The sequence below is a fragment of the Neorhizobium petrolearium genome (genome assembly GCF_029854435.1).
GTDB classification, from domain to species: Bacteria; Pseudomonadota; Alphaproteobacteria; order Rhizobiales; family Rhizobiaceae; genus Neorhizobium; species Neorhizobium petrolearium.
The window spans coordinates 4,970,072-4,991,012 of the sequence record NZ_CP123000.1 but is presented as its reverse complement, the minus strand read 5'-3'; the positions used below and the strand labels follow the sequence as shown (position 1 = coordinate 4,991,012).

The following is a 20,941-nucleotide window of genomic DNA, read 5'->3' as shown; positions in this document are numbered from 1 at the left end:
CCATGTTGCAACCCCTCCTGTCTCTCCGCGGCATCTCCAAAAACTACGGTGCAATCAGGGCCAACCAGGAGATCAACCTGGACGTGGCTCCGCAGTCGATCCACGCGATCCTCGGAGAGAACGGGGCTGGCAAGTCCACGCTGATGAAGCTCATCTACGGCGTCGAACAGCCAGATGATGGGACCGCTGCCTGGGAAGGAGAACCTTTGAGCCTGGCCTCGCCTGCCGAAGCCAGGCACAGGGGAATCGGCATGGTCTTCCAGCACTTCTCGCTGTTCGAAACCCTGACGGTCGTTGAAAACATCCAGCTCGTCGTGCCAGGCCGGAAGGCCGAGCTGACCGAACGCATCCGCACGCTCGGGCGGGATTTCGGCCTCGAAGTCGACCCCCTTGCCCATGTGCATGCGCTGTCCGTAGGCGAACGGCAGAGGGTCGAAATTATCCGCTGCCTGATGACCAATCCGAAGCTTCTGATCCTCGACGAGCCGACGTCCGTGTTGCCGCCGCAGCTCGTCAACAAGCTCTTCGACACGCTGCGGCGCCTGCGCGATGGCGGCGTCTCCATCCTCTTCATTTCCCACAAGCTGGAGGAGATCCGGGCGATCTGCGACCGGGCAACCATCCTGCGTGGCGGGCGCGTCACCGGCAATGTCGATCCTCGCGAACACGATGCCCACGATCTTGCCCGCATGATGATCGGCCGCGACATGCCGGAGCCTATTCCGGCGCTGCCGCTATCGGGTGGCGAGAGACGGCTCGAAATCATTGGGCTCGACTACACGCCGGACGACCCATTCGCCGTGCCGCTTTCCAGCATCAGCCTGACGGTGCGGGCCGGCGAGATACTGGGCATCGCCGGCATTTCGGGCAACGGCCAGAGCGAGCTTTCGGCACTGATTTCCGGCGAAACGGTGCTGAAGCGCGAGCAGGCGGACCGCATCTTCATGATGGGCAGGGACGTGGGCACGCTCGATCCCGCCGCCCGCCGTGAACTGGGCTTCGCCTTCGTGCCCGAAGACCGGCTCGGCCGTGGCGCGGTACCCGAAATGTCGCTCCTGCTCAACAGCCTGCTGACCGCCCATCCGCTGAAGCTCCTGAAACACGGCCTTATCAACAGAGCACGAGCAGCCGCCTTCACCAATGACTGTATCCGCCAATACGATGTACGAACGCGCGGCCCGGATGCCGAAGCGGGTTCGCTTTCCGGCGGAAATCTTCAGAAATTCATCGTCGGGCGCGAGATCATGCTGGCGCCCAAGCTCCTCTTCGTCGCCCAGCCTACCTGGGGAGTCGATGTCGGTGCGGCTTCGGCAATCCGCCAGCGGCTCATCGCGCTGCGCAATGCCGGCATGGCAATCCTCGTCATCTCCGAGGAGCTGGAGGAACTGTTCGAGCTCAGCGATTTCATCCAGGTCCTGCATCACGGCACCTTGAGCCCTCCGCTCCTGGCCCTGAACACGAAGCCGGAGGAGATCGGCCGATACATGATAGGGGCGGAACCTGCAGGCGAGAAGGCCTCCGCATGAACCGCCCCGCCCCCGCCCTCCTGCCTACTCTCGTACGTCGGGACCGCGCTTCTCTCACGGCGACCCTGTTTGCTCCGCCCGTGGCGCTGGTGGCGGCCCTTATCCTCAATCTGGGCCTCTATGTGCTCCTGGGTCGCGACCCCGTCGCCGTCGTCCATGCGATGCTCCTCGAACCCTTCCTCTCATGGGCATCATTTTCGGAAGTGCTGCTGAAGACCGGACCGCTGCTCCTCATCGCCCAGGGACTGGCGATCGGCTTCCGTGCCAAGGTCTTCAACATCGGTGCGGAGGGCCAATTCATCCTCGGAGCGATCTTCGCTTCCGCCATCCCGATCTGGTTTCCGCAGGCGACCGGGGCGTGGATCTGGCCGGCCATGCTGTTGCTCGGCGCGATCGGCGGCGCGCTTTGGGCGTCGATCACTGCCTTCTGGCGCGTCAGGCTCAATGCCAACGAGATCCTGGTATCGTTGATGCTGAGCCTGGTGGCGGCGCAATTGCTCTACTACCTGCTGCTCGGACCCTGGAAGGATCCGAACGGCTTCAATTTCCCCCAGTCGGTCATGTTCCAGTACGACGCGATGGTGCCGACCCTGATCCCCGGAACGCGCGTGAACGCCTCACTTCTCATTGCTCTCGCCCTCTCCGCCGCAGCGTGGATCTTCATGCAGAAGAGCTTCATGGGCTACAAGCTGCAGGTCGGTGGACTTGCGCCGCGCGCCGCCGGCTATGCCGGCTTCAACCAGGGCCGGGCAATCTGGCTCTCGCTGCTGATCGGTGGTTTCGCCGCAGGCCTTGCGGGTGCTGCCGAAGTGGCGGGACCGCTCGGCCAGCTGCAGCGGTCGATCTCCACCGGTTACGGCTATGCCGCCATCATTGTCGCCTATCTCGGCGGCCTGCATCCGATCGGCATCGTCGTCTCCGCCTTTTTCATGGCGGCGCTTTATATTGGCGGGGACAATGCCATGGTCTCGGCCAACCTGCCGATCGCCGCCGTGCGCGTCTTCCAGGGCAGCCTCCTGCTCGCCTATCTCGTCGCCATTACCTTCGTGCGCTACCGCCTCGAGTGGCGTCATGCCGGCCATCGGAGCACATCATGAACGCCATCCAGTTCATCCTTGCGGGCATGCTCGCGGCCGCGACGCCTTTTCTGCTCGCCGCACTCGGCGAACTGGTGGTCGAACGCGCCGGCGTACTCAATCTCGGGGTCGAGGGCTTGATGGCACTGGGCGCGGTCATCGCCTTCATCATTGTCTATCACGGCGGTGGGCATCTGATCGGCTTCGTCGCTGCAGGCATCTGCAGCGCACTGTTTTCGCTCGTCTTCGCCATCATCGCACTGGTTTTCCGAGCCAATCAGGTGGCGGTGGGCCTTGCGATCGGCATCCTCGGCCAGGGTCTTTCGGCGCTATTCGGCAAAACCTATGAAAGCCTGACGGTCAAGGGCCTGCCGAAGCTCGCCCTGCCCTGGTTTTCAGAGCTGCCGGTCATCGGTGGTCTCTTCACCCAGGATATCGTCGTCTGGTTTTCGCTCGCCGCCACGCTCGCCATCTGGGCAATCTTTACCTTCACCAAGACCGGCCTTGTTATCCGCGCCGTTGGCGAAAATCCAAAGGCTGCGCACGCTATCGGCTATCCGGTAATCCTCGTCCGCATCGCTGCCGTCGCCTTCGGGGGAATGATGGCCGGCTTTGCCGGCGCGTATGCCGCGGTAGTCTATACCCCGCTGTGGGCCGATGGCATGATTGCCGGCCGCGGCTGGATTGCGATCGCGCTCGTGGTTTTCGGCACCTGGCTTACCGGCCGCATCTTCCTCGGCGCCTGCCTCTTCGGCGCGGTTTCCCTCATGGGGCCTGCCGCCCAGGCGACAGGGTTAGACGTACCATCTCAACTGCTTTCCAGCCTGCCATATATCGTCACGATCATCGTGCTCGGGATCATCTCCGCCGATCGCCGCCTTTTAAAGCTCAACGGTGTCGCTTCGCTCGGCGAACCCTTCGAGCGCTAACGACGAGCCGTGGGGTTGTATCCCGCATCGATACGTTCCGGTCGTCCCTCGATCTGCAGTTCGGTGATCTTCGGCACCGTGCGGGCGATGACCTTTCCCCGCCGCAGGACGGCAAGTCTGGTCGGCTTCATGCGCAGGGCCTCGAGCACATCCTCGGCCTGCAATATCACGAGGTCGGCATGGCATCCGACATCGAGGCCATAGTTTTCGAGACCGAGCGCCCGTGCAGAATTGACCGTCAGGGCATCGAAGATTTTCTTCTTGTCCTCCAAACCCGACATCTGCGCGACATGGATCGCCATGTGCCCGACTTCCAGCATGTCGCCCGAGCCCATCGAGTACCAGGGGTCCATCACGCAGTCGTGGCCAAAGGAGACGTTCAGTCCTGCCGCCATCAGTTCGCGGACCCGCGTCATCCCGCGCCGCTTCGGATAGGTGTCGTGACGACCCTGCAGCATGATGTTAATCAGCGGGTTGGGAATGACATTGATCTCCGCCTCCGCCATGAGCGGAATGAGCTTGGAGACATAGTAGTTGTCCATCGAATGCATCGACGTAAGGTGCGAGCCTGCAACGCGTCCCTTGAGCCCGAAGCGGACGGTTTCAGCCGCCAGCGTTTCGATATGCCGGGACATGGGATCGTCGGTCTCGTCGCAGTGCATGTCGACCGGCAGGCCGCGATCGGCAGCGATCCGGCACAGCGCCTCCACCGACATTGCCCCCTCCTGCATCGTCCGCTCGAAATGCGGAATGCCACCGACGATATCGACCCCCATGTCGAGCGCGCGCTCCAGCGATTCCACGCCTTCCGAGGCGCGGTAATAGCCGTCCTGCGGGAAGGCAACGAGCTGCAGGTCGATGTAGGGTGCCACGCGCTCCTTTACCTCCAGCATGGCCTCCACGGTGACGAGACGCGGATCGGAGGTGTCGACATGGGTGCGGATATGCAGAAGCCCCTGGCCGACGGCGAGATCGCAATAAGCCAGCGCACGTTCGACGAGCGCCTCCCGGGTCAGCAACGGACGCAGCTCGCCCCAGAGCGCAATCCCTTCCAGAAGCGTGCCAGAAACGTTCATGCGCGGCAGGCCGAGGGAAAGCGTCGCATCCATGTGGAAATGCGGATCGACAAAGGACGGGCTGATCAGGCGGTTCGTCGCGTCAATGACCTCGCGCGCCTCCCCCGGCAGTCCCGCCTCCACGGCAGCGATCTTTTCGCCCGCAATACCGATATCGATGCCCCTGCGCCCGTCCGGGAGGTTGGCATTGCGAATGATCAGGTCGAACATGGAGAACTCCTCGGGCCTCGGTCAGCGCTCGCCGCGCCGATAGGGTTGCATCAATGCCTGCGGAACCCTTGCACGCCGCGCCATCGCGGCAAGCGCCGCGATCGACAGCAGATAAGGGATCATCAGGAAGATTTGATAGGGCACCACGCCGCTCAGCACCGTCTGAAGACGCAGCTGAAAGGCATCGAAGAAGGCAAAAAGCAGCGCACCGAATAGAGCTCGCTCCGGACGCCACGAAGCAAATACGACGAGCGCGATGCAGATCCAGCCGCGCCCCTGCACCATGGTCGGGAAGAAGCTGTTGAAGGCTGACAGCGTCAGGAAGGCACCGCCGACGCCCATCAGCGCGCTGCCGGCAATGACGGCGCCGTAGCGGATCGCCATGGGATTGATGCCTTGGGCTTCCGCCGCATGCGGGTTCTCACCCGTCATGCGGATGGCAAGCCCAACCGGAGTACGCGAGATGAGATAGGCCAAGACGACAGCAAGCACGATCGCGACATAGGTCGGCGCGGTCTGCGTGAAGAAGGCAGGCCCCAGGAAGGGGAGCGAAGAAAGGCCCGGAATGTCGATGGGCTTGAAAGGCTCGATGGTCGGCGGCGTGCCGGCGACCGGCACCATCAGCCGGAAGACGTAATAGGCGAAACTCGACGCAAAGAGCGTGACGCCGAGGCCGGAGACGTGCTGCGACAGGCCGAGCGTGACCGTCAACACAGAATGCAGGAAGCCGAATACGGCACCGCCGAGCGCGGCGATCAATACCCCCGTCCAGAGATCGGCCCCGTTGTAGACCGCCAGCCAGCCGATCATGGCACCAAACGTCATGATCCCCTCGATGCCCAGATTGAGCACGCCCGATCGCTCGGAGAGCAGCGCTCCGAGCGTGCCCAGGATCAGCGGAGTGGCAATACGCAGAACGGCAGCCCAGAGACCGGCAGAGGCAAGGATGTCGATCAGGGCGTTCATCGGCGTATCCTGTATTGCGTGAAGAAGACGGCGATCAGCATGGATAGCAGCGAAAGGGCGACGGTGACGTCCGCGATATAGGTCGGGATGCCCACGCTGCGGCTCATGCCGTCCGCGCCAACGAACATGGCGGCCGTGAAGAGGGCTGCCAGTACGACGCCGAGCGGGTTCAGGTTGGCGAGCATGGCGACGACGATACCTGAATAACCATAACCGGGCGAAAGATCACTGGTCACGTATCCCTTGACGCCCAACACCTCGATCGTGCCGGCGAGGCCGGCAAGGCCGCCGGAAATCATGGCGACGATCACCAGCGTGCGTCCGAGCGGCACCCCAGCAAAGACGGCGCCTGTCGGATTAAGCCCTGCGGCACGTGACCGGACGCCGAAAACAGTACGCGACTGCACGAAATGGATGGCAAAGGCGATCGCGACGGCCATCACCAGACCGATATGCAGGCGCGAGCGTGCCAGAAGTTTCGGCAGACGCGCAGCGGCATCCACCGCCTCCGACTGCGGCCAGCCGAAGGCCAGCGGGTCTTTCAGCACGCCATCGATCAGCATGGAGACAAACAGGAGCGAGACGAAGTTCAGCAGCAGTGTCGTAACGACCTCATCCACTGAAAAGCGCAGTCTCAGCCAGAGCGGGACCAACAGCAACAGCATCCCGGCTACGGCGCCGATGATGAAGAGCAGCGGAATCTGCGCGGCGGAGGGCCAACCGTCGAAGAGCTGGGCGCTTGCAGCGGCAACGGCAATGGCGCCGAGATAGAACTGCCCTTCGCCACCGATATTCCAAAGTCGCGCCCGAAACGCTACCGCCGCTGCAAGGCCGGTCAGGATGAGCGGGCTGGCGCGGGTCAGCGTTTCCGTTACCGAAAGGCGCGAGCCGAAAGCACTCGTCAGGATTTTCCAGTAGGCTTCGAGCACCGGAGCACCCGCCAATGCGATCAGGACACCGGCAACGGCGAGCGCCGCTGCGACAGCAATCAGAGGCGCTGCGACGACAAGCGCTGCAGGTCGATGTTCACGCCTTTCAAACCGCATCGGCCACCTCGCGTCCCTCCCATTCGCCGGCCATCATCAGGCCGAGGCTGCGCGCATCGGCATCCTGCGCATTCACGGGTGGTGAAAGCCTGCCCCCGACGATGGCCTGGATTCTGTCGGCCAGCGCCATGACCTCATCGAGATCTTCGGAGATGAGCAGAACGGCCGTTCCCGCCCGACGGGCCTCCAGAATTCTCTGGTGCACCGCAGCCACCGCACCTTCATCTAAGCCGCGTGCCGGCTGGGCGGCGAGCAGAATGCGCGGGTGCTCGATCAGGTTTCGGCCAAGGATGAGCTTCTGCATGTTGCCGCCGGAAAGCAGCCGGACACGGCTGACCGGCGACCCACCGCGCACATCGAAGGCCTCGATGATCCTGGCGGCAAAGGCGATACCGGCCTTCCGGTCCACAAGTCCCCATCGTGAAAAGCGTGACAGACGTTCAAGGATTGCATTTTCCCAGATCGTCATCTCGCCGATCACGCCCTCCCGGTTGCGATCCTCGGGAATACGGCCGATCCCGCTGGCAACGGCGTCCACGACCGTGAGGTCGGCTGTTTCCTCGCCGAACAGGAGAAGGGATCCCGCACTGCGCTGCGCCGTGCCGCTCAGCAACTGCGCAAGCGTCGCCTGACCGTTGCCGGAGACGCCGATGATCCCCAATACCTCGCCGGCATGCAGCCGGAAGTCCACCGATTTCAGCCGGTCGACACCGCCCGCCCGCACCGTCACGCCGATCGCTTCAAGCACGACCTCGCCCGGGGTCGAGGCGTCGCGCACCGGCCGCTTGACGGCCCGGCCAATCATGAGTTCGGCAAGCTCTGCCTTGCTGGTCTCTTCCGTCTTGCGCTCCGCCACCAGCCTGCCGCCGCGCAGCACGACGATCCGGTCGGCCGTCGCCATCACCTCGTCGAGCTTGTGCGAGATGAAGATCAGCGACAGTCCCTGGCGTGCCATGTCCTTGAGTGTCGAGAACAGCTTGTCCGCCTCAATCCTGGTGAGCACCGCAGTGGGTTCATCGAGAACGAATATACGCGCGTCGTTATAGAGCGCCTTCAGGATTTCCACGCGCTGCCGCTCGCCCACCGAGAGATCGCCGAGGCGCGCATCCGGATCGACCTTCAGTCCGAAACGCTCTGATATTTCCAGAAGCTTCTTGCGCCCGGCGGCAGCATTCGAGGCCGGCAACCAGAGGCTTTCCGTGCCGGTCATGACATTTTCCAGCACCGTGAGATTGGGCGCCAGCGAGAAATGCTGGTGGACCATGCCGACGCCGGCCCGGATTGCCGCCCGCGGCTTACCCGGCGGCAACTCCCTGCCCATGACCGTGACCTTGCCGGTATCCGGCATGTAGTGGCCGAAAAGAATGCTCATCAGCGTCGTCTTGCCGGCGCCGTTCTCGCCAAGCAGGGCGACAATCTCACCTTTCGCGAGGTTCAGCGAAATATCGTGGTTGGCAAGATTGTCGCCAAACCGTTTACTGATGCGGTCAAGTTCGAGCACCGGGCCGGTCATGAATTCAATCCTGCCAAGCGATAGCGGTGCTGCCAACGGTCTTCCTTTTCCAGACGGCTTGCAAGGTGAAGAAGCAAGCGGTCATGGCCCATCGGCGCGATCAGCTGCACCGGGAGGGGCAAGCCTTCGGCATCGGCGCCGAACGGCAGGGTCAGTGCGGGAAAGCCGGTGATGTTGGCAAGCGCGGCAAGTGGCGCGAAATCCGTCATGCGACGGATCTGCAGATCCGGATCGCCGTGGTCGAAAGGCAATGAGCCGAGCGTAAGCGGCGCTATTGCCAGCATCGGCGCGACAAGAAGATCGAAATCCTTGAAGATGTCCCAGAAAGAGCGGCTGGCGTGGACCGCGCCATCCATTGCCGACCACAGCTCGCTACCGGTCATCGCCGCGCCACGGCGGATAAAGGCCCTTGTCAGCGGCTCTGCCAGTTCCACATCAAGTCGGGCGCCCGCGACGTGGGTCGCCAGGTTGACGGCAATGATGTCGCGAAGCGCGATCGCACTCGCGGCTACCGGGCCGGCGAAATCTCTCCAACCGAGAGAGACAACAGCGTGGCCATCCTTTTCCAGCGATCTGGCAGCCGCCTCGACGGCTTCGCTGCGGGAGGGGTCGGTCGGATGATCGTTACCCGTTTCGGTGAGCAGCCCGATGCGCAACGGTCCGCGCTTTACGGGGGCCAGTTCCGGATCGGCGAGAGGACCGCGTACGCCGCCAAGCATGGCTTCGAAGATCATTGCAAGATCGCGAGAGGAACGGCAGACGGCGAGTTCACCGGCAATTCCACCAAGGTGATTGCCGAATCCCGGCCCGGCCGGCATTGCGCCGCGCGTCGCCTTCATGCCCAAAAGCCCGCAACAAGCTGCGGGCACGCGGATCGACCCGCCTGCGTCGGTCGCATGGGCAATCGCGACGATCCCGGCGGCAACCGCTGCCGCGGCCCCTCCGGACGAGCCGCCCGGCGTTCGCAGCGGATCGAGCGGGTTGCGGCAGGTCGGCCCGGCTGCGGGCTCGCAGGACAATGAAAGCCCCATCTCCGGCACGGTGGTCAACCCGAAGAAACAGAGGCCTGCCGCTCGCATGCGGGCGGCTAGGTCGGAGTCCGGACAGTTCTCGTTACCGCGGCTCAACATGCGCGAGCCTGCAGCGACCGGAAGGCCCGCAAAAGGACCGCCCAGGTCCTTGACGAGGCTGGGCACCCCGATGAAAGGCGCGAAGTTCAGACGATCATCCGCTTGCACCAGCCGTGCATCGATCATCCGCGCCGCTTCAAGCCCGGCTTCGGCTTCAAGATGAACGATCGCACCGAGGCCGTCCATCTGCTCCGCACGGTCCAATGCGGCCTGCATGGCCCCGGAAGCAGTAAGGCGACCTTTACGGATCGCCTCCGCCAGTGCCGTAGCATCGTCGGGCATGGAAGCGTCCGCTACTTCGGCTCTTCCATGTTGCGTGGAACCTCGAACGTGCCGGCCTTGATCTCGGCACGCCTGGCTTCCATCGCCGCTTCGGCGTCAGCCGGAGCGACGCCTTTCACATAGGCGATATCGCTGCCACCTTCCTTGAGAAGACCGAATGGTGTGTAGTCCTTACCGACCGGCTTGCCGGCCGCAACATCGGCGAGTGCTGCATTGAGGATCGGACGGAAACCCCAGAGCGCGTTGGCGAAGACAGTGTCAGGGTAACGCGGCGTGTAATCGATCAGCGAGCCAACGGACTTGATGCCACGCGCCTTGGCGGCGTCCGCCGTACCGATCCGCTCACCGAACAGGATATCCGCACCGGCATCGATCTGGGCAAGTCCGGCTTCGCGGGCCTTCGGCGGATCGAAGAAGGTTCCGATGAAGGAAACGAGGAGCTTCGCATCCGGATTGACGGCCTTCACGCCTTCTCCGAAGGCATTGATCAACATGTTGACCTCCGGGATCGGCATGGCGCCGACGGAGCCCACGACATTGCTTTTTGTCATCTTGCCGGCGAGCATACCCGCAAGATAGGCACCGTCATGATTCCAGGTACCGAAGACGCCGAAATTATCTCCGGCCTCCTTGCCGCTCGAACCGAGCACGAAAGCCGTTTCCGGGTAGTCGGCGGCGACTTCGCGGGCTTCGGTTTCGACAGCATAGGCTTCGCCGATGATCAGTTGGTGTCCTTGTTCGGCATATTCGCGCATCGCCCGCGCATAGTCCGTCCCCGACACTCCTTCGGAGAAGACATATTCGATCACGCCCTCCGCCGCGGCGTCCTGTAAAGCCTTGTGAAGGACCGAGTTCCAGGCATTTTCAACAGGTGAGCCATGTATGCCGGCGACCTTGATGGGAGCCGCCGCGCGCGCAGCCGATAGGAAAGTTCCGGCACTGAGAACCGCGGCTGAAGCAAGCAACGCACGGCGAGATAGACGTATTTCGGTTGTCATGGCTGAAGCCCCTCATTTTTGCCGGTTGGTCAAAAATTTCTATGGGCCGCCCAAAACTGTGTCAAGCGATGGAGATGCACAATCCGTAAGCAAAGCACCTAGAGAGCATAGCGGCTGACGGCGTCCCGATCCAGGGACATCCCCCAGCCCGGCGCATCGGGGATGCGGGCTACCCCGTCGGCAAGCTCTATCTTTCCTTCATACAGCGGCGCAAACCAGTCCATGTATTCGAGGGAATGGGCCGTCGGTACGTGGGACAGCAGTTGCAGGCTCATTTCCGGGAAGAGATGCGACGAGATCGGCAGGTCGAAGCTTGCCGCCAGCGCGCCGACACGCGCGAATTCGGTCACGCCGCCGACCCTTTGGAGATCCGGCATCAGAATGGAGGCGGCACACGTTCAAATAGCAAAGCTGTTCGACAAGCGATCAAGATCTTCCGAGATTGCCGCCGCTGCCGACTGCAGAATTGGAACATAGCGATCGCAAGCCTCCCGCTCCGAACTGAAAGCCGATTTGAAATAAGTTAGTCCTATGCTCGCTATCACTCGCCCCCCCCTGCCCGACGATGGGAACGCCGATGGTATTGGAGTTCTTGGGCTCCACAAGCGACGAGCGTGTTGCATAGCCGGCTTCGCGTACCTTTCCGACAAGCCTTTTCAGTTCATTGGGGTGATGGCTCAGCGCGTTCTCCGGATCATCCGACCTCTTAAGAATATCGATGATCATGTCGAACTCGTCCTTGTCGAGAAACGCCAGATATGCCAGCCCAAGTCCGCGCGTAAGCAGGCACAGACGCTTGTTCACGGTGCTGTGGAAGGGGGAGATCAAGCTATCGGGAACCGTGCTGAAGCGCACCACCATCCCGTCATAATCCGGCAGGGCGATCGCGATCGGCCATTTGTGCTTGCGGGTGATCGCGATGGCCCATGCACGCCCCGCCTCCACGACCAGCGGCCCCTTGTGAAAGCCGGAGCTGAGGGACGTCACCAGCGCACTGACACAGTATCCCCCCTGCCGCACATCATTCTCAACGTATCCTGCATCCTCAAGCGTGCGCAGGATACGCACGAGAGTGGGCTTCGGAAGCTTCGTTCGGGCATGCAGTTGGGCAATCGTGTTGATTGGCTGCAGATTCAGCTCTTGCAAAACATTCATCGCGCGCTCGATCGCTCGAATACCCATCGATCTTCCTCCCCCTGGAATCGCTGCCACACATTTCGACTGGCGAAATGCGTGGGATGATAGGTTGTCGCTTTCCGGTGTCAAGTTTTAGGGGAGTCGTCGGACGCAAGCAGGGGAATGTCATGGCTTCGACAGACGATGCGAAACGCAACAGGGAAGAAGTGAGACGGCTTATGGCCGGCATAGATGATGCCAGGGCAAATGCCTTGCTGAAAGGCGCCATCGATCTTCACGTTCACTCCGGGCCGTCGACCATGCCTCGGCAGCTCGACCATATGGAGGCGGCCGAAGAAGCCGCGGCGGCAGGGATGCGCGCCATCCTTTTCAAGGATCACCACTATTCGGTTTCCCCGGTCATACCGATGATGGAACGCATTTTCGCAAACCCGGACTTTGCGATGTACAGCGGTCTGGTCCTCAACAATTCCACCGGGGGGCTGAACCCGTTCGTCGTCGATGCGCAACTGAAGATGGGCGCCAAGTTGATCTGGATGCCGACGGCCCAAGCAGCCAACCATATCCGTAGCGCTCACCGCAAGACGCGGCTTGCCTCGAACGTCCAGCTCAGAAACTCGCCGGCCCTGACGGTCGTTGATCCATACGGGGAAATCCTGGACGAGGTGAAGCAGATCCTCGATCTCATTGCCGAATTCGATGTCATCCTGTCCTCGGGTCATCTGCATGTCTGGGAAATCTGGAAGCTCTTCGATGAAGCGCGTGCGCGCGGCGTCAAGCGGCTGCTTGTCAATCATCCGATGTACGGACTGCACTTCACCTATGACGATATCCGCGAACTGGCGCAGCTCGGCGCCCTGATCGAACAGTCTGCCGGGCTCTATGTCGATTCCCGCTTCAACACCTATACGCCGGAAGATCTCAGGGAGCATATTCTTGCAGCTGGGGTCGAACATTCCTCGATCGGTTCTGACCTTGGGCAGGTCGACAATCCCACACCGGTCGAAGGCATGCGTCAAGCCATCAAGCTCTGCCTGGCGCTCGGCTTCACGGACGCGGACGTGCGGACCATGGTGGCAGACAATCCGGCTCGCCTGGTCGGATTAACGTCATGAACCCTTTTGGCATGGCGGATGAGACATGCAAGCCGTCATGATCGAAAGGCCGGGAGGGCCTGAAGTTCTTCGGATCGTCGAACAGCCGCGCCCCCGGCCAAAGGCCGGGGAGGTTCTGATCCGCGTCGCGGCTGCCGGGGTCAATCGCCCCGATGTCCAGCAACGGCGAGGTCTCTATCCACCCCCGCCGAACGCCTCCGAAATCCTCGGCCTCGACGTTGCCGGCATCATCGACGATGTCGGCGAAGGCGTTGACGGGCAATATGTTGGCAACCCCGTCTGCGCGCTCGTCAACGGCGGAGGATATGCAGAGTTTTGCGCCGTCCCGGCTGTGCAATGCATGCCTATTCCGAACGGCTTGAGCTTCATAGAGGGAGCGTCGCTCCCGGAAGTCTTCTTCACGGCCTGGAATAATCTGATCTGGCTTGCCAGGCTGGAACATGGAGAAACGCTGCTGATCCATGGCGGGACGAGCGGGGTCGGTATGGCGGGCATCCAGATCGCCAGACATCTTCGCGGTGCGACGGTTTTCGCCACTGCCGGCACCGAAGAGAAGCGGGCCGTCTGCGAGGCCATCGGCGCCCAAGCAGCCGTCGATTACCGCGGCGCCTGGGACGAGGGCATCCGGGCGTTGACGGGTGGCGAGGGCGTCGATGTCATCCTCGACGGCCAGGCCGGGGCCAACACGCAGCGCCAGTTGGATCTGCTGAAATACGACGGTCGGCTCGTCTTCATCGCCAGCCATCAAGGCAGTACGGCCGAGGTGAATATCCGCACGCTCGTGCGCCGCCGGTTGACGATAACCGGATCGACGCTCCGGCCACGCCCTCCTGCCTACAAGGGGCGGCTCGCCAGAGAACTGGTCGACCACGTCTGGCCGTTGTTTGAGGATGGGCGCATCACGACCCGTATCCACAAAGTCGTTCCATTCACCGAAGTGCAGGAAGCCCATCATATCCTGGACGAAAACCAGCAGATCGGGAAAGTGGTCCTGGCTGTGGACCCGGCGCTTGCCGCAACCGTTCCCTCATCCGGCAAGCGATTTTGATGTTCAAGGTGGTAGCCGCCGACATTCGAGGCGAAAGCCGGCGGCAATCTCTTTAACGATGGGGCATTGGATAATCGTTCTCGTTGAGCACCCAACCCGGCTTTTCCGAAAAATCGAAACGGGGTGGAGCGAAGATATCGACCAGTTGGTTGACGCCTGTTCCTTCGGCGGTGGTCGTATGGATGGCCGGCGGCGGAATGACGCAGATCGAGGGCGACTCGCAATAGAGATGTTCGTCCTCGCGCCAGATGTTCATGTTCGTCGTCCACGGCCAGCGCAGATGGTGCGTGAAGGTACCGCTCAGCGCCAGGGAGCACTGCTCGAAATCGTCGTGATGATGCGGTGAGACCTTGTCCCGCTCGCGCGGGCCGATACGCGGCACGAGGTAGTTGATCATGAACGTCGTGCAACGGTAGATCCGGCCGAACCGTGAAGGATCGTCAGGGACGTCCAGAGTGTACCATTTCAGCTTGAGGCCGCCGGGAGGTTCGGGCCAGGCTTCGAACGGCGGCACATTGGGATGCGGCCCGCGATACGCGTCAGCATTCGAGGCGGCCTCCGCCAAATCCGTCGACTTCGGCGTGAAGAGCCGGACGATGCTGCCGGCGGTCAGCATCCGGATGGAGCTCTTGCCCGGTGGCACGAAGGCGACCGAATAGCCGGGCACGGTCGTGGTACCCTCGGCGGTGGTGATTTCGACCGAAGTCTCCTTGTCCGGAATGATGACGGCATATTCGTCGGGCTGCGCGTCGCGGGAGAAGGCGCCGCCTTCCTTGCCTTTGGTATAGGCGACGACGAAGTTCTGGCCTCGACTGATCCAGGTATCTCCATTGGCGTCCTTGATGTGGGGCTTTTCCTTGTAGAACAGCCCCAGCTGCGAACCAAAATAGCTGCTGTGGACCCTGGCGCCCGCCGGCTTCGCATTGCCCTGCAGGCTGGATCGTGGGTCGTTCCGATCGTACATCCGTTCCTCCGCTTGTCTTTGTCGAAATGTCGGTAGAGCCCAAAGCCGCAGGCCGGGCGCGCGGATCAGCCGCTGCGCCCGGCCCCTAGCCGGCTTTGGGAACCTGTTTCTTCAGTCCCAGGATTTCGCGCGCCTCGCCCGGAGTTGCGACGGTGCCGCCGAGTTCCTTCAGGATGCGCACGGCCTTCTTGACGAGCACGGTATTGCTTTCGGCGAGCACGCCTTTTTCGAGATAGATATTGTCCTCCAGCCCGACCCTGACGTGGCCACCCAGAAGCCAGGCCTGCGCGAGCATGGGAAATTCCCAGCGCCCGACGCCGAAAGCCGCCCAGCGCGAACCTGCCGGAAGCAGCGATCGCATGTAGAGAAGGGTCTCGGGCGTGGCGATTGCGCCGTAACGGACGCCAAGCACGATCTGGAAGAGCGCCGGCGCATCAAGCCGCCCTTCCTGAATGAAATGGTTGGCGAGCTGGATATCGCCCGTGTCGAAGACTTCGAGCTCGGGGAGGACGCCTGAATCGCGAATAATATCGGCCATGACGGCCAGATTGCGCGGCGTATTGATGACCACCGACGAGCCGGAATACATCGTGTTGAAGTCGAGGCTGCAGATTTCGGGCCTCAGTGCCGCGATATGCTCGACGCGGCGCTCAGGTGGCATGAGCGTCGTGCCCGGTGCAGCGACGCTCGGATCGTCTTCGCTGGGGATGAAGCGACCGCCGGGGCCGGTGGTGAGATTGATGATAACGTCCTCTTCGGCAGCGCGCAGGCGTTCGACGACCTCCCGGTAATGCGCCAATTCCATGCTCGGACGCCCATCCGGATACCTGACGTGGATGTGAACGATCGCCGCACCGGCGCGCACCGCATCCAGACAGGCATCGGCGATCTGTTCCGGCTTTATCGGCAGATAGGGGGTCTGGGAGGGGCTGGTTATATTGCCGGTGACGGCGCAACTGATAATCGTTGGATTGGCCAAAGCTCTCGCTTTCCTCATTGGGCGCGGTCAGAGCTGACCTCGCACTGTCATGAAGCTCTGGCTCGCATCCAACGTCGCTGACCTCAATCGTTATCACCGGCCGTTTCGCGAGAAGAAACGCAAGGTGGAAAGGCTGTGTTTCGCAGCGAGAAACGTCGCGGCAATTGGCTTCGTGCTCTGCGAAGGAGCCGCTAGGAACGGCTAACGAAAGGCAGCCATATGACAGAACAGCGTCCCGACTTCACGACATTCCGCGAACGATTACTGACGCGCCAGCGAATGTTCGGCACATTCCTCAAGCTCCCGACGACGCAGGTCATCGAGATTCTCGGAACGATCGGATACGATTTTGTCGTCATCGATCAGGAGCATGCGCCGCTCGATCGCAACATCACGGACCTTATGATTTTTGCCGCGAGGGCCTCCAACATCGCACCTCTGGTCCGTGTCGGCGAATTCACGGATGCGAACATTCTATCTGCGCTCGACTGCGGCGCGATGGGCATCATGGTTCCCCACGTGACCACCGTGGAAAAAGCACAGGCAATAGCCCGCAGTTGCCGTTATGCGGGCGGCAATCGCGGTTTTGCGGGACTGACTCGGGCTGGCATGTGGGGCAGCGTTGGCGGCATCCGCCATATGGCTCAGCAGGACCGTCAGATTGCCTGTATCGCCATGATCGAGGATGTCGAAGCGGTCGATCGCGCCGAGGAGATTGCCGCGGTGGATGGTATCGACGCACTGTTCATCGGCCGGGGCGACCTGACCGCATCCTTTGGCGACGACCCGCAGGCACAGGCCAAGGTCGCCGAAATCAGCAGGAAGGTTGCCGCTGCGGCCCAAAAGGCCAACGTCCCGCTGCTGATGCTGCCTACCAGCAAGGCCGATCTTGCCTTCGCAAAGGAACTCGGCGCCTCGGCTATGCTTCTGTCCAGCGACCACGGCTTCATCCGCTCGGCGGCAAGCGCGACGCTCGCGGATTATTCCGACTGAGAAAGTCGGCGGACGCTTACGCACTGAACCGGCGGGGCTTGCCGGCGGCGATCCGTCAGATTTGCTGACATGATCGTGTGCAAAAGAAACCGCTGGCGTGGAACCATATAATCACATCAAACTGTTGAAGGCTTCGGTTGCCGCGGAAATGCGGGAAGTCTGTCGGGGAGAAACATGACTGCCATCGAAATTCCGGAGTTGACGATCCCGAAAGTGGCCCTCGTCACCGGTGGAAACAGCGGGATCGGACGGGCGATTGCCGCGCGCCTCGCCAGCATGGGTACAATCATCGTGGTCGGCTATAAAAGCCGCCGCGAGATGGCGGATAAGGTCGTGGGCGCGCTTCAAGGCAGCGGGCATCTTGCCATACGTATCGCGATCGATGACGCAACCTCCGTCGCCGATGCCGCCGCCGTGGTCCGTGAACGGTTCGACGGTCTCGATGCCCTAATCAATTGCGGCGGCGCGACAACACCCGTCGCCGCCAATGATCTCGATGCTCTGACCGATGAAATTTTCGACCGTGCCGTCGCGATAAATTTAAGAGGCCCCTTTGCCATGGTTCGCGCTTTCCGGCCGCTGCTTGAACGCAGAGACCGTGCGGTCATCGTCAACATTTCCTCCATTGCCGCGCGGACAGGTGTCGGAAGCAGCCTTGCCTATGTCGCGGCAAAAGGTGGGTTGGATGCGCTTACCATCGCGCTTGCCAAGGTGCTGGCACCGAAAATCCGTGTCTTCTCCGTTTCACCCGCCGGAGTCGATACGGATTTCGTTCCGCATCGTACCCGTGACCAACTGCAGAAAACCGCAGAAAGACTTCCTCTCGGAAAAGTCACGACCCCCGACGACGTCGCACGGGCGGTGATCGCCTGTATCGTCAACCTCACCAGCTCGACCGGGATCGTCGTTCCGGTGGACGAGGGCCGTCACCTCTAGCAATTGAAGGACGCAATCGCTCACGTCGTTCGGATCAAGCTCCAGCCGCAGCTTCGCGCCTCGCTCTTCGTCTGACGAAACATACTTATTTATCAGGTTGCCAGCATACGGCAGTCCTGAATTGATAGTGACATGGACAACTTGCGACGTTTCTTACGAGCATTCGGCCGCTTGCCGAGCGAATCTTCTGACGCCGAGTTGTGATAGAATGATCACTTCTTCTTATGGTGTCGGGAGGACCTCGGATGAAGCTAAGCCAAGGCGTTTTGCTTGGACTCTTTTTTTCAGTCATCGGTGCCGTGTCGGCATGGATCGCGTGGAGCTATCCCTTCGGCACCTCCAGTCGGATGGGACCCGGCTATTTTCCAATCATCGTCTCGAGCCTGCTCTTGTTTACAGGCCTTCTCGTCCTCCTTCGCGCGCGGTTGGCCGGATCCGAGCCGATACCGACGATCCGGTGGAGGCCGCTCGTTTTGGTGCCGGTGGCGATTCTCATTTTCGGCCTGATGATGGAGAACCTCGGGCTGCCGCTTGCCGTCCTCCTGCTGGTGATCTTGAGCGCTGCGGCGAGCGTCAAATTCCGGCTCGATTGGAAAGCCTTCGCAGGTTCTCTCGTCTTTGCGGGACTCTGCTCCGTTGTCTTCGTCGAACTGCTCGGCCTCCCCATGCCAATCATCGGGAACTGGCTGCAGGGTCTTGGTTTCTAGTCGGTTCACGGGTTTGACATGGATATATTCAACGGACTTCTTCTGGGCCTTTCGACTGCAACCACGCTATCGAACTTCGCCTATTGTTTTATCGGCGTACTTCTCGGCACCGCAGTCGGCGTTCTGCCCGGTCTGGGGCCGATCGCCACCATTTCGATGCTCCTGCCCTTTACGTTCGGACTGCCGGTGGATACGGCGCTGATCATGCTCGCGGGCATCTTCTATGGCTCGCAATACGGAGGCTCCACGACGGCCATTTTGATGAACCTCCCCGGGGAGGCCTCGTCCGTCGTCACGACACTTGACGGCCATGAAATGGCCAAGCAGGGCAAGGCCGGGCGCGCATTGGCAGCCGCCGCGATCGGCAGTTTCTTCGCCGGCACCGTGGGCACACTTTTTATCGTGATTTCGGCACCTCTGCTGGCAAGCCTTGCCCTTACCTTCGGGCCTGCGGAGTATTTCTCGCTTATCGTGCTCGGTCTCATCACCTCTATGGTGCTGGCCAGCGGATCGTTGCTGACGGCTTTCGGCATGGCGCTGTTCGGCGTCATTCTCGGCCTGATAGGAACCGACGTCAATTCAGGTGCGGCGCGCTATACATTTGGCACGCCTTATCTGCTCGACGGGCTGGATTTCGTCATCGTCGCCACGGGCATATTCGGCCTCGGCGACGTTCTCGCGAACCTGGAGAATGAACACAAACGGATTGCCAGCGTGACGCACGTCACCAGCTTGTTCCCGACCCGCGAGGACTGGCGCCGGATGTCCATGCCGATCTTGCGCGGCACCGGCATCGGGGTGCTGCTGGGCGTGTTGCCGGGCGCCGGCGTCTTGCTTGCATCCTTCTCGGCCTATGCGCTGGAGAAGAAGATCTCGCATCGCCCGGAGGAATTCGGTAGAGGCGCGATCGAAGGTGTCGCGGCACCCGAGGCGGCGAACAACGCCGCGGCGCAGACCTGTTTCATTCCGATGCTGACGCTCGGGCTTCCCGGAACGGCGACCATGGCCCTGATGATCGGAGCACTGGTCGTTCAGGGCGTCCAGCCGGGTCCCGATATCCTCTCTCAACAGCCGGCACTGTTCTGGGGCCTTGTCGTGTCCATGTGGTTCGGCAACCTGATGCTGCTGTTCCTGAACCTTCCGCTGGTCGGCTTGTGGGCAAAGCTGATCTCGGTACCCTACCATTTCCTGTTTCCGACGATCTGCGTCTTCATCGCAATCGGCGTTTACAGCATCAACAACAGCGTCTTCGACGTATACATGATGGCCTTGTTCGGCGTGCTGGGATACTTCTTCAAGAAAACAGGAGCAGAACCCGCGCCTCTGATCCTGGCCATGATCCTGGGCCCGATGGCCGAGGAATATCTGCGTCGGGCACTTTTGATCTCCCATGGGGACGCAAGCGTCTTCTTCACAAGCCCCGTGAGTCTCGGGACGCTGACCGTCGCTGCCCTCCTGCTCCTGTCGATCGTGTCCCCACGCTTCCGAAAAGTGCGTGAGGAAGGGTTGCAGGAAGCCGACTGACAGACGGTCTTCAGTTCTCCGGCACCTTTTCTCATCGGCGGAGCCCAGCCATTGACCGACGCACGAACCCAGCCCCAGGAGCAACCCATGCAGCAGGACAGCAACAGTCGCCTTCAGGCCCTTCTTGATCGCGAAGAACTCTTCGATCTCGTGCGCCGTGAGCGCTTTGCACGCGATCAACGCCGTTTTGACGTCATGAGCGCGTGCTTCCATCGCGACGCCTATGTCCGCACGAGCTGGTATGACGGACGCGGAGGTGAGGCGTATGTGGACGCCACCCGCAAATGGATGAGCACGACGGGCAACAGCAAGCACTGGGTGTTTCCTGCGTTCGCCCAAGTGGCCGGTGATCGGGCAACGGTGGAAAGCCCGGCGATGATCTTCAACCGTGCGACGATGAGCGGCGTCGAGGTTGATTTTCACGTCTTCTGCCGATTCTTCTCGCGCGCCGTACGGGAATCCGGGACCTGGAAGCTATTCAGCTTCGAGGTTCTGTTCGAGAGGGACGTCATGAAGCCCGTCAACCCATCCGAAGCGCTTCCTGTTGACTGGATGCTCCTGTCGACGATGCGGCCATCTTACAAGTTCCTGGCATATATCCAGTACACGCGAGGGGTGAAGGTTAACCCCGACTTGCTGGGTGACGATCGGCCGGATCAGCTCGCCGCATTTCACGCGCGGGAAGAACTATGGCTCGCGGGGGAGGACTGACAGCCGTTCGTGCATATGAAGGCGCTACCGTTTCAAGAGGCGGAATGACCATAGTCAGCAGTTCTTTGGAGAGAC

The 20,941-nt window shown here is 61.6% G+C and carries 20 protein-coding genes; 10 read left to right on the top strand and 10 right to left on the bottom strand.

Annotated features, from left to right (window positions below; all coding sequences use genetic code 11):
- The first annotated feature begins 2 nt into the window (after positions 1 to 2).
- Genes QEO92_RS24095 through QEO92_RS24085 form a run of 3 tightly spaced genes read left to right on the top strand, consistent with a single transcriptional unit; the run spans position 3 to position 3,531 of the window.
- The gene (locus tag QEO92_RS24095; protein ID WP_227704692.1) at positions 3 to 1,526 is read left to right on the top strand and encodes an ABC transporter ATP-binding protein; all 1,524 of its coding nucleotides are present in this window, start codon (positions 3 to 5) and stop codon (positions 1,524 to 1,526) included.
- The gene (locus QEO92_RS24090; RefSeq protein WP_227704691.1) at positions 1,523 to 2,623 is read left to right on the top strand and encodes an ABC transporter permease; all 1,101 of its coding nucleotides are present in this window, start codon (positions 1,523 to 1,525) and stop codon (positions 2,621 to 2,623) included. The genes QEO92_RS24095 and QEO92_RS24090 overlap by 4 nt, the downstream gene beginning before the upstream one ends.
- Positions 2,620 to 3,531 (top strand): ABC transporter permease, encoded by a 912-nt coding sequence (locus tag QEO92_RS24085; RefSeq protein WP_227704690.1) that lies wholly within the window; start codon positions 2,620 to 2,622, stop codon positions 3,529 to 3,531. The genes QEO92_RS24090 and QEO92_RS24085 overlap by 4 nt, the downstream gene beginning before the upstream one ends.
- Here the strand turns inward: QEO92_RS24085 and QEO92_RS24080 are convergent.
- The 8 genes from QEO92_RS24080 to QEO92_RS24045 form a co-directional block, all read right to left on the bottom strand.
- Entirely contained in the window at positions 3,528 to 4,817 is a 1,290-nt protein-coding gene (locus tag QEO92_RS24080; protein ID WP_227704689.1) for an amidohydrolase family protein, read from the bottom strand. The two genes, QEO92_RS24085 and QEO92_RS24080, sit on opposite strands and share 4 nt — an antisense overlap.
- A 21-nt stretch (positions 4,818 to 4,838) precedes the next feature.
- The gene (locus QEO92_RS24075) at positions 4,839 to 5,783 is read right to left on the bottom strand and encodes an ABC transporter permease (RefSeq protein ID WP_227704688.1); all 945 of its coding nucleotides are present in this window, start codon (positions 5,781 to 5,783) and stop codon (positions 4,839 to 4,841) included.
- Complete coding sequence (locus QEO92_RS24070) at positions 5,780 to 6,829, bottom strand: ABC transporter permease (RefSeq protein ID WP_227704687.1); 1,050 nt, start codon at positions 6,827 to 6,829, stop codon at positions 5,780 to 5,782. The genes QEO92_RS24075 and QEO92_RS24070 overlap by 4 nt, the downstream gene beginning before the upstream one ends.
- Positions 6,819 to 8,342 (bottom strand): ABC transporter ATP-binding protein, encoded by a 1,524-nt coding sequence (locus QEO92_RS24065; RefSeq protein ID WP_227704686.1) that lies wholly within the window; start codon positions 8,340 to 8,342, stop codon positions 6,819 to 6,821. The genes QEO92_RS24070 and QEO92_RS24065 overlap by 11 nt, the downstream gene beginning before the upstream one ends.
- Entirely contained in the window at positions 8,339 to 9,754 is a 1,416-nt protein-coding gene (locus QEO92_RS24060; RefSeq protein ID WP_227704685.1) for an amidase, read from the bottom strand. The genes QEO92_RS24065 and QEO92_RS24060 overlap by 4 nt, the downstream gene beginning before the upstream one ends.
- Before the next feature lie 11 nt (positions 9,755 to 9,765).
- Complete coding sequence (locus QEO92_RS24055) at positions 9,766 to 10,752, bottom strand: BMP family protein (protein WP_227704684.1); 987 nt, start codon at positions 10,750 to 10,752, stop codon at positions 9,766 to 9,768.
- A gap of 98 nt (positions 10,753 to 10,850) precedes the next feature.
- Positions 10,851 to 11,102 carry an enolase C-terminal domain-like protein gene (locus QEO92_RS24050; protein WP_280107478.1) on the bottom strand — a complete coding sequence of 84 codons (252 nt, stop codon included), beginning with the start codon at positions 11,100 to 11,102 and terminating at the stop codon, positions 10,851 to 10,853.
- A gap of 76 nt (positions 11,103 to 11,178) precedes the next feature.
- The gene (locus QEO92_RS24045; RefSeq protein WP_227704682.1) at positions 11,179 to 11,934 is read right to left on the bottom strand and encodes a helix-turn-helix domain-containing protein; all 756 of its coding nucleotides are present in this window, start codon (positions 11,932 to 11,934) and stop codon (positions 11,179 to 11,181) included.
- 122 nt (positions 11,935 to 12,056) lie between these two features.
- On the opposite strand from QEO92_RS24045, the gene QEO92_RS24040 reads away from it, so the two are divergent.
- Positions 12,057 to 13,004 carry a DUF6282 family protein gene (locus tag QEO92_RS24040; protein WP_227704681.1) on the top strand — a complete coding sequence of 316 codons (948 nt, stop codon included), beginning with the start codon at positions 12,057 to 12,059 and terminating at the stop codon, positions 13,002 to 13,004.
- Positions 13,005 to 13,029: 25 nt separating this feature from the next.
- Positions 13,030 to 14,052, top strand: a complete 1,023-nt coding sequence (locus QEO92_RS24035) for an NAD(P)H-quinone oxidoreductase (protein ID WP_227704680.1) — start codon at positions 13,030 to 13,032, stop codon at positions 14,050 to 14,052.
- A 52-nt stretch (positions 14,053 to 14,104) separates the two neighbouring features.
- On the opposite strand, the gene QEO92_RS24030 is transcribed toward QEO92_RS24035, so the two are convergent.
- Both QEO92_RS24030 and QEO92_RS24025 read right to left on the bottom strand, forming a co-directional pair.
- A complete protein-coding gene (locus QEO92_RS24030) occupies positions 14,105 to 15,016 on the bottom strand; it encodes a cupin domain-containing protein (RefSeq protein WP_227704679.1) in 912 nt (303 codons plus the stop codon).
- Positions 15,017 to 15,101: 85 nt separating this feature from the next.
- Positions 15,102 to 15,995: a beta-keto acid cleavage family enzyme gene (locus QEO92_RS24025; RefSeq protein WP_227704678.1), complete on the bottom strand. Its 894-nt coding sequence runs from the start codon at positions 15,993 to 15,995 to the stop codon at positions 15,102 to 15,104.
- A 219-nt stretch (positions 15,996 to 16,214) separates the two neighbouring features.
- On the opposite strand from QEO92_RS24025, the gene QEO92_RS24020 reads away from it, so the two are divergent.
- From QEO92_RS24020 to QEO92_RS24000, 5 genes are all read left to right on the top strand, one after another.
- A complete protein-coding gene (locus QEO92_RS24020) occupies positions 16,215 to 16,988 on the top strand; it encodes an HpcH/HpaI aldolase family protein (RefSeq protein WP_227704677.1) in 774 nt (257 codons plus the stop codon).
- 174 nt (positions 16,989 to 17,162) lie between these two features.
- Positions 17,163 to 17,924 carry an SDR family NAD(P)-dependent oxidoreductase gene (locus QEO92_RS24015; RefSeq protein WP_227704676.1) on the top strand — a complete coding sequence of 254 codons (762 nt, stop codon included), beginning with the start codon at positions 17,163 to 17,165 and terminating at the stop codon, positions 17,922 to 17,924.
- 245 nt (positions 17,925 to 18,169) lie between these two features.
- The gene (locus QEO92_RS24010; RefSeq protein ID WP_227704675.1) at positions 18,170 to 18,631 is read left to right on the top strand and encodes a tripartite tricarboxylate transporter TctB family protein; all 462 of its coding nucleotides are present in this window, start codon (positions 18,170 to 18,172) and stop codon (positions 18,629 to 18,631) included.
- Between the two features lie 18 nt (positions 18,632 to 18,649).
- Positions 18,650 to 20,155 carry a tripartite tricarboxylate transporter permease gene (locus QEO92_RS24005; protein WP_227704674.1) on the top strand — a complete coding sequence of 502 codons (1,506 nt, stop codon included), beginning with the start codon at positions 18,650 to 18,652 and terminating at the stop codon, positions 20,153 to 20,155.
- Between the two features lie 87 nt (positions 20,156 to 20,242).
- Positions 20,243 to 20,866, top strand: a complete 624-nt coding sequence (locus QEO92_RS24000) for a nuclear transport factor 2 family protein (protein ID WP_227704673.1) — start codon at positions 20,243 to 20,245, stop codon at positions 20,864 to 20,866.
- Positions 20,867 to 20,941 lie beyond the last annotated feature (75 nt).

Coding starts and splice junctions, on each gene's coding strand:
- QEO92_RS24030 (WP_227704679.1), bottom strand. CDS start 15,016: ATGTACGATCGGAACGACCCACGATCCAGCCTGCAGGGCAATGCGAAG.
- QEO92_RS24045 (WP_227704682.1), bottom strand. CDS start 11,934: ATGGGTATTCGAGCGATCGAGCGCGCGATGAATGTTTTGCAAGAGCTG.
- QEO92_RS24055 (WP_227704684.1), bottom strand. CDS start 10,752: ATGACAACCGAAATACGTCTATCTCGCCGTGCGTTGCTTGCTTCAGCC.
- QEO92_RS24010 (WP_227704675.1), top strand. CDS start 18,170: ATGAAGCTAAGCCAAGGCGTTTTGCTTGGACTCTTTTTTTCAGTCATC.
- QEO92_RS24070 (WP_227704687.1), bottom strand. CDS start 6,829: ATGCGGTTTGAAAGGCGTGAACATCGACCTGCAGCGCTTGTCGTCGCA.
- QEO92_RS24075 (WP_227704688.1), bottom strand. CDS start 5,783: ATGAACGCCCTGATCGACATCCTTGCCTCTGCCGGTCTCTGGGCTGCC.
- QEO92_RS24005 (WP_227704674.1), top strand. CDS start 18,650: ATGGATATATTCAACGGACTTCTTCTGGGCCTTTCGACTGCAACCACG.
- QEO92_RS24020 (WP_227704677.1), top strand. CDS start 16,215: ATGACAGAACAGCGTCCCGACTTCACGACATTCCGCGAACGATTACTG.
- QEO92_RS24065 (WP_227704686.1), bottom strand. CDS start 8,342: ATGACCGGCCCGGTGCTCGAACTTGACCGCATCAGTAAACGGTTTGGC.
- QEO92_RS24090 (WP_227704691.1), top strand. CDS start 1,523: ATGAACCGCCCCGCCCCCGCCCTCCTGCCTACTCTCGTACGTCGGGAC.
- QEO92_RS24035 (WP_227704680.1), top strand. CDS start 13,030: ATGCAAGCCGTCATGATCGAAAGGCCGGGAGGGCCTGAAGTTCTTCGG.
- QEO92_RS24085 (WP_227704690.1), top strand. CDS start 2,620: ATGAACGCCATCCAGTTCATCCTTGCGGGCATGCTCGCGGCCGCGACG.
- QEO92_RS24060 (WP_227704685.1), bottom strand. CDS start 9,754: ATGCCCGACGATGCTACGGCACTGGCGGAGGCGATCCGTAAAGGTCGC.
- QEO92_RS24015 (WP_227704676.1), top strand. CDS start 17,163: ATGACTGCCATCGAAATTCCGGAGTTGACGATCCCGAAAGTGGCCCTC.
- QEO92_RS24080 (WP_227704689.1), bottom strand. CDS start 4,817: ATGTTCGACCTGATCATTCGCAATGCCAACCTCCCGGACGGGCGCAGG.
- QEO92_RS24095 (WP_227704692.1), top strand. CDS start 3: ATGTTGCAACCCCTCCTGTCTCTCCGCGGCATCTCCAAAAACTACGGT.
- QEO92_RS24000 (WP_227704673.1), top strand. CDS start 20,243: ATGCAGCAGGACAGCAACAGTCGCCTTCAGGCCCTTCTTGATCGCGAA.
- QEO92_RS24040 (WP_227704681.1), top strand. CDS start 12,057: ATGGCTTCGACAGACGATGCGAAACGCAACAGGGAAGAAGTGAGACGG.